Genomic DNA, 7,025 nt, shown 5'->3' with positions numbered 1-7,025 from the left:
TATCTAAAACGATTTCTGCCGGGTGTACTCTCCAGACTGCTACGAAATCGAGATGCAACGTAGCACTTCACTACGTCCTGAGCGCTAGATTCGGGACATAGTGAAGCGTTATATATTTTTACTTTCCACTCGCAGTGAGCTCCTTAACGGCAATACCCTTACTTGCCTGCTCCATGTAATCGGTAGTCAGACGGCAGAGCGATTTCATCCCAAGTACAAACCCACCTTCATCGATCTGAAAATCGGGGGTATGATGCGGAGCTGCATCTTCTACTTTTTTACCTTTCGTCATACCGCCCAGAAAATAAAAGAAGCCCGGTACTTTTTGCTGGTAGAATGAAAAATCTTCGGCTCCAGTTGCTGCAGGCGTAATTTTAACATTGTTTTTACCGGCTACGGCTTCCAGCGATGGCACCATCTGATCGGTCAGTTTAGGATCATTGTAGGTAACCGGATACATTACGTCGATTTTTACATCGGCCTGCGCACCTGCACTCTCAGCAATGTTGGTGGCGATTTCGTTGATACGTCGATGAACCAGCTTTTGCGCTTCAGGGCTAAATGTTCGTATAGTACCGATCATATTCGCTTCTTCGGGGATGATATTCTGGCGAATACCGCCGTGCAAGGCTCCAACGGTAACTACCGCTGCATTATCGGTCAAATTGACATTTCGGCTAACAATTGTCTGCAAACCCATCACGACCTGTGCCGACGTAACAATTGGATCCACACCCGACCAGGGGTTAGCGCCGTGCGTTTGTTTTCCTTTAATTTTAATGGCATACGAGTCGACCGCAGCCATAGTAGCGCCAGGACGGTACTTAATTGTACCAACTTCTGTTTGGGAGTTAATGTGCAACCCGAAGATGGCGTCCACCTTAGGATTTTCCAGTACGCCTTCTTTGACCATCAAATAAGCTCCTCCTTCTTCGCCAGTCGGCGCACCTTCTTCGGCGGGTTGGAAAATAAACTTAACCGTACCGCGCAAATCGTTTTTTACCGAGGCAAGTACTTCCGCTGCTCCCATCAGAATCGCTACGTGCGTATCGTGCCCACAGGCATGCATAATGCCCGTCTGCTGTCCGTTATATTCAGTTCTTGCTTCTGATTTAAAAGGCAGGTCGACTCGCTCCGTAACCGGCAGGCCATCCATGTCGGCTCGTAAGGCGATCACGGGGCCAGGTTTGCCGCCTTTAAGGAGACCCACTACGCCCGTCTTACCAACACCCGTTTTCACTTCCATACCCAGCGATTGTAGATGAGCCGCAATTTTAGCCGCTGTCTGGAACTCGCGATTGCCTAATTCTGGATGCTGGTGAAAATCACGACGCCAGGTAACAACTTTTTTCTCCAGATTCTCCGCCATTTTCTCCATGCGGGCATTCAGAGTTTGGGTCTGTCCAAAAGCGGTTTGCAAAGTTCCAGTCCCAAGCACAGCCATGAATGTATACAATTGAAATTTATTCATGAAATTATTATACAGGTCAATGTGCGTTAAATTTAGTAGGCAATTTACGTTTTCTGCCGAATAAAATACTGCTTATTGAATAGATATGTTTCTTAAAATTATGATTATGCGGTTATTCTCTCTTTGTATTTTCCTATTTACACTATAAGAATACTTCTATATAATAATATACAACGTTTTACGAAATAGAAAAATACAATATTATTAAGTGAGACTATAAACTAGTAATCGTATCTTTGCTGTCCGGCTGTATTTTAATTTATTTTTAATCTCAACCAAACAGAAACATGCGAATTGTTTTACTAGCCAGTTGGTTGCTTACCGTTTTGTCCTGTTTGCCCGTTTTGGGTCAGGATATCAATGTGAGCGGCCAGGTCACTTCATCAGACGACGGCTCACCTCTGCCAGGCGTGAGCATACAAGTAAAAGGTACTACCCGTGGTACAACCACAGATACCGACGGGAACTACAGAATTAGCGTATTGCCCAATAGCAGGCTAATATTTAGCTACATTGGATTTGCCAGTCAGGAGATTCCGGTTGGTACACAGTCGACCATCAATGTCAAGCTGGCAGCCGGAGCAGCAAGCCTTGATGAGATCGTTGTAACAGCACAGGGAATCGAACGCGACAAGCGTTCATTGGGGTATTCGACTCAGGAAGTTAGTAGCTCTCTGCTCACACAGAAATCGGAGCCTAACCTGCTTAATGCTTTACAGGGTAAACTGGCAGGGGTTCAGATTTCGAGCCAAAGTGGTGCACCAGGAGCTTCGACTAACATCAATATTCGGGGTATCACGTCGTTCAATGGGTCGAACCAGCCGCTTATCGTGGTCGATGGAATTATTTTCGGTAATGACGTAAACCTGACAGGTAATACGTTGTTTCAGGCACAGTCGTCGAACCGTCTGGCCGACATCAACCCCGAAAGTATTGAATCAGTAAACGTATTGAAAGGGCCAGCCGCAGCCGTGCTTTATGGATCGCGTGCTTCTGCCGGGGCTATCATTATCACGACTAAAACCGGGCGCAATCAGGCTAACAAAACGGAAGTGACTGTTACGTCGTCGTATAACGTACAGAATGTATACGGATTACCTAAGTTCCAGAATGAGTATGGGCAAGGTACCAACAACCTGTTCGTTAATAACACGACGAATTCATGGGGGCCAGCTTTTGCCGGAGGGCCAACATCCGTAACTAATTTACAAGGGCAATCGCGGCCATATCAGGCATATCCGGATAACGTCCGTAACTTCTTCCGTCAGGGAAGTATCTTCCAGAATGCAGTAAACATTGCTGGTGGCGATGTCAATCGGAACTTTAGCCTTGCTATTGGTAATACAACCCAGAAAGGGATTACAGAGCTGTCGAGATTTAACCGGACAAACGTACAGTTGGGTTGAGAGACGCGCTTGACAAATGGTCTGCGTATTTCGGCTACCGGCACGTATGTACAGACGGCTCAGACTGGATCAGCCCTGGGTAATGGTGGTAGTGCTTTTGGTCAGTTGACACGTATTCCACGTAGCTACGACCTGACAAATGAGCCTTATCAGGATGCCAACGGTCAAAGTATTTATTTCCTTACTACATCGACAAACCCAAACTGGGCAGTACGGAATTCAACACTTGATAGTCAGGTCGACCGTTTCTTCGGAAACTTCACCGTGGGTTACGACATTACGAAGTGGTTGAACGTATCCTATCGGGTAACGGGCGATACCTATACTGACCGCCGGAAATCGGTTGAAAATATTGGCGCTACGCGGGCACCTCAGGGATCAGTTACGCAGGATCAATTTTTCCGCTCTGAGCTGAATGGTGACCTCATCATTAATGCCAAAACAAGCAAATTCTTCCTGGAAGGCTTGGGTGCTTCGTTGGTGCTGGGGAACAACATTAACCAGCGTAAAACACAAAACGCTTTCGTCGTTGCTGAACAGTTGACCATTCCTGGCTTCCTGAATCCAAGCAACGGTGCCGTGTTCACCAGCAGTGGTGAAACAAGTACGCTGCGTCGATTGGTTGGTTATTACGCGCAGGCGTCGTTCGACTACAATAATTATCTCTTCCTGGAATTGTCGGGCCGGGCTGACCAATCTTCAACATTACCAGCTAGCAGCAATACCTATTTCTATCCATCGGCTGCCGTCAGCTTCGTACCAACAGATGCGTTTAAAGTACAATCGGATGTACTTTCGTACGCAAAAGTACGGGCCAGCATCGCTCGAGTAGGTCGTGACGCTGATCCGTATCTGCTGAACTCGGTGTTTGCAAAAGCTACATACGGTAACAACGTAGCGAGCATCAATTTCCCATTATCGGTTGGGGGTACGAGCCTGCCAGGTTTTGTTAACAACGGTCGAATTGGTAATAATGGCCTTACGCCTGAATTTGTTACGTCGACAGAAGTTGGCTTAAACCTTGGCTTCTTTAACAACCGGATTAGTTTAGATGCTGCTTACTTCTTTACACGTTCGACGGATCAGATTTTTAACGTATCGATTTCAAACTCAACCGGGTATGATACGCGCACGACTAACGTAGGTGAGTTGCAGAATAAAGGTATCGAGTTGGTGTTGTCCGCTACGCCTGTTCGGGCAAACGGTTTTAAATGGGACATTACGGCCAACTTTACCCGCATCCGCAACAAAGTAGTTTCAATTGCTCCGGGTGTAAGACAATCGGCTATTACCGGAAACGGATTCAATGGCATTACACCATCTATTGTTGAAGGACAACCTTATGGCGTTATTGTGAGTTCGGCCAATCCTCGGGTACAAAATACCGATCCGACTGCCGCCAATTACGATCCAACAGGGCAATTTGTCGGGCAGTTTGTAATAAATCCGACAACAGGTCTGTTTGCACCGGCCATAGCTGGTCAGGTTGTATCGAACCCAAACCCCGATTATACACTGGGTATCAACAACTCATTCTCGTATAAAGGTTTAACCTTGTCGGCTCTGTTTGATATTCGTCAGGGTGGACAACTTTTCTCCTTTAGCGCAGCTGATTACCGGACATCGGGTTCTTTATACGTAACGGGTATCGACCGCAACCAGCCTCGTATCATGCCTGGTGTTATTCCGGTTACGGGAACAGATGGAACGGTAACGGGTTACCGGCCTAACAATATCCAGTTGTCGTCACAGGCGTACTGGGTGGGGCTAGGCGGTTTAGCTTCTGAGGGAGCCGTATTCGATGCGACGAACTACCGCTTGCGTGAAGTTGCCTTGAGTTATGCCTTACCGAAAAGTTTGTTAGATAAAACACCGTTTGGTGCTATTTCGGTAGGCGTTAGTGGACGTAACCTGTTCTTCTATGCACCCGGATACTTCGCTGATCCAGAAGTGAATACACAGGGTGCTGGTAATATACAAGGGCTTGATCTGAATGGCCCGCCGAACACACGTAACTACGGCGTTAACCTTCGGCTTACATTCTAATTACCACGACATTATTTGATTTCATCTATGAAAAATATAGTTCAAAAGGCATTCCTGGTGCTCCCCTTCCTGGTGGGGTTAAATGGATGCTCCAAATTCCTTGATGTCAACGTTACGCCCAATAACCCGACATCGGTTCCGCCTTCGGTGTTGTTACCTGCGGCTGAATATGGCTCAGCCTTTACCAATGCCAACGAATTAAATCGATTTGCCTCGACAGTTACGCAACAACTAGCTGGTGCGGCCGGTAGTCCGCAGAGCTGGGATGTTTATATCACCAATGGTGCCGATTTGAATAACCAATGGCGTTTTGAGATTTACGGTAGCGCCTTGATTAATTACAATCAGATCATTGCGCTGGCCGATGCATCGAACTCAAAGGCTTATTCGGGTATCTCCAAAATAATGAAGGCATACACGTTTGCTCTGACTACCGACGTATGGGGAGATATTCCATATTCGCAGGCATTGCAGGGTGAAGGTAACATTCAGCCTCGGCTCGATAAACAGGAGGATATTTATAAAGGCAATCAGTCGCTGAATATTCAGAGCTTGTTTGATCTGGTGCGAGAAGGTTTAGCGGATCTGGAAGCTACATCGGTTACAAAACCCGGAAATGACGACGCGATTTACAAAGGCGATCTGGCGAAGTGGCGCCGGGCTGGTAATACGTTGCTACTCAAACTGGCTAATACGATCAGCCGGAAAGAGCCGGCTTTAGCTAAATCCGTAATTGATCAGGTAATTGCAGGAGGCCAGTATATCAACTCGAATGCCGATGATCTGAACGTAACGTTTGGAGCTAGTGTTGGTAGCCGCGATCCGCGTTATGAATACACAAACGTGAGTCTTTTTAAAGATGATTTGATCCTGAGCACCCGGTATCTGAACCTGTTGCAGGCTAATAATGATCCACGTCTGCCCATATTCTTTACAAAACCGGGCGCTAACTACGTAACGTGGGATAATGGTCAGTCAGGAGCGCGGCCTACGCCTGTTACAAGCTGGTCACGGTATAACGCGTATGTTACCGGTGCCAATGGTGAAGGCCCCGTTCGCTTGCTGACGAACTTCCAGCGGGCGTTTATTCTGGCTGAGTCGGCTCTAACGCTGAAAACAGCTGGAGATCCGCAGGCACTGTACACTGAAGGTATCCGGGCTTCTATGACCCTGGCTGGCCTGACAGCGGCTCAGATTGACACGTATCTGGCTAATAATCCTAAAGTTGCTACGTTAACGGGAACAGATGCACAAAAACTGGAGCAGATTATTACACAGAAGTACATTGCCTTTACAGGAAATGGACTTGAGCTGTGGAATGATTATCGCCGGACCGGCTACCCTACTTTGCGTGATTCGCAGAATGCAGTAGGTATTGATGGCACTCGTCCGGTGAGAGCCGTGTATATCACGCAGGAAGTTGAACGTAACCCCAACTTCCCGAACCCATCTCCACAATCAAATGTCAAACTGTGGTGGGATGTAGATTAAGCCCAATCAGTCTGTTAATCAAGCAAAGAAATGAAACAATTAATCATAAAAGGATTCTTATTGGCAATTATGGCTATGGCCAGTTTTGCCTGCAAAGACGATTTGGAATATGGTCCGCTGGTTCGTGATAATCGGCCAGCCGTACCCGTAACGTTTCCTGGTGCTACTACGTATGGAGGTAACCCATTTATCGACGTATCAACAGCGGGTGGAGGAGCCATTAAGTTCACACTGGAAATTCCCAGCAGTACCGGGCGGACCATTAAGGAAATCACTCGGGTTGTGGGTGGAGGAACGGCAATCAATGCAGCTTCGTTGAACACGGCCTCGTCAGCAATCAATACAGCACCAATTGCAGGATCAGGCAATACCGCTGTATTTGAAACAACGCTGGCAGCGTTTAGAACGAAATATCCAACGGTTGTTTTAACGCCAGGTACAGCTATTACACCGCGTGAGATTGCGTTTATATTTTTAGTAACGCTCGACGACAATACGCAAATAATAACCCAGCAAGTACGCGTTCGGGTGCAAGCGTAGTTAAATTGCGATACTGCCAAATAAAAAGCTCTTCGATTCATCGAAGAGCTTTTTATTTGGCAGTATTTGTC

At 46.9% G+C, this 7,025-nt stretch carries 3 protein-coding genes and 1 pseudogene; 3 read left to right on the top strand and 1 reads right to left on the bottom strand.

What is annotated here, in order from left to right:
* Positions 1 to 118: 118 nt before the first annotated feature.
* A complete protein-coding gene (locus tag ACOJS8_RS25710) occupies positions 119 to 1,471 on the bottom strand; it encodes an amidohydrolase (RefSeq protein ID WP_420151420.1) in 1,353 nt (450 codons plus the stop codon).
* Between the two features lie 287 nt (positions 1,472 to 1,758).
* Here ACOJS8_RS25710 and ACOJS8_RS25705 point away from each other — a divergent pair.
* The 3 genes and pseudogenes from ACOJS8_RS25705 (at position 1,759) to ACOJS8_RS25695 (ending at position 6,954) form a co-directional block, all read left to right on the top strand.
* Positions 1,759 to 4,923 (top strand): annotated as a pseudogene (locus ACOJS8_RS25705) (SusC/RagA family TonB-linked outer membrane protein).
* Positions 4,924 to 4,950: 27 nt separating this feature from the next.
* On the top strand, positions 4,951 to 6,414 hold the full coding sequence (locus ACOJS8_RS25700) for a SusD/RagB family nutrient-binding outer membrane lipoprotein (RefSeq protein WP_420151419.1): 1,464 nt from the start codon (positions 4,951 to 4,953) through the stop codon (positions 6,412 to 6,414).
* 30 nt (positions 6,415 to 6,444) lie between these two features.
* Positions 6,445 to 6,954: a hypothetical protein gene (locus tag ACOJS8_RS25695; RefSeq protein ID WP_420151418.1), complete on the top strand. Its 510-nt coding sequence runs from the start codon at positions 6,445 to 6,447 to the stop codon at positions 6,952 to 6,954.
* The last annotated feature ends 71 nt before the right edge of the window (positions 6,955 to 7,025 follow it).

Origin of the sequence: Spirosoma sp., assembly GCF_048594605.1 — a bacterium.
Lineage (GTDB): Bacteria > Bacteroidota > Bacteroidia > Cytophagales > Spirosomataceae > Spirosoma.
Note: the sequence above shows the minus strand (reverse complement) of the source record. Positions and strands in the feature narration are given on the sequence as shown.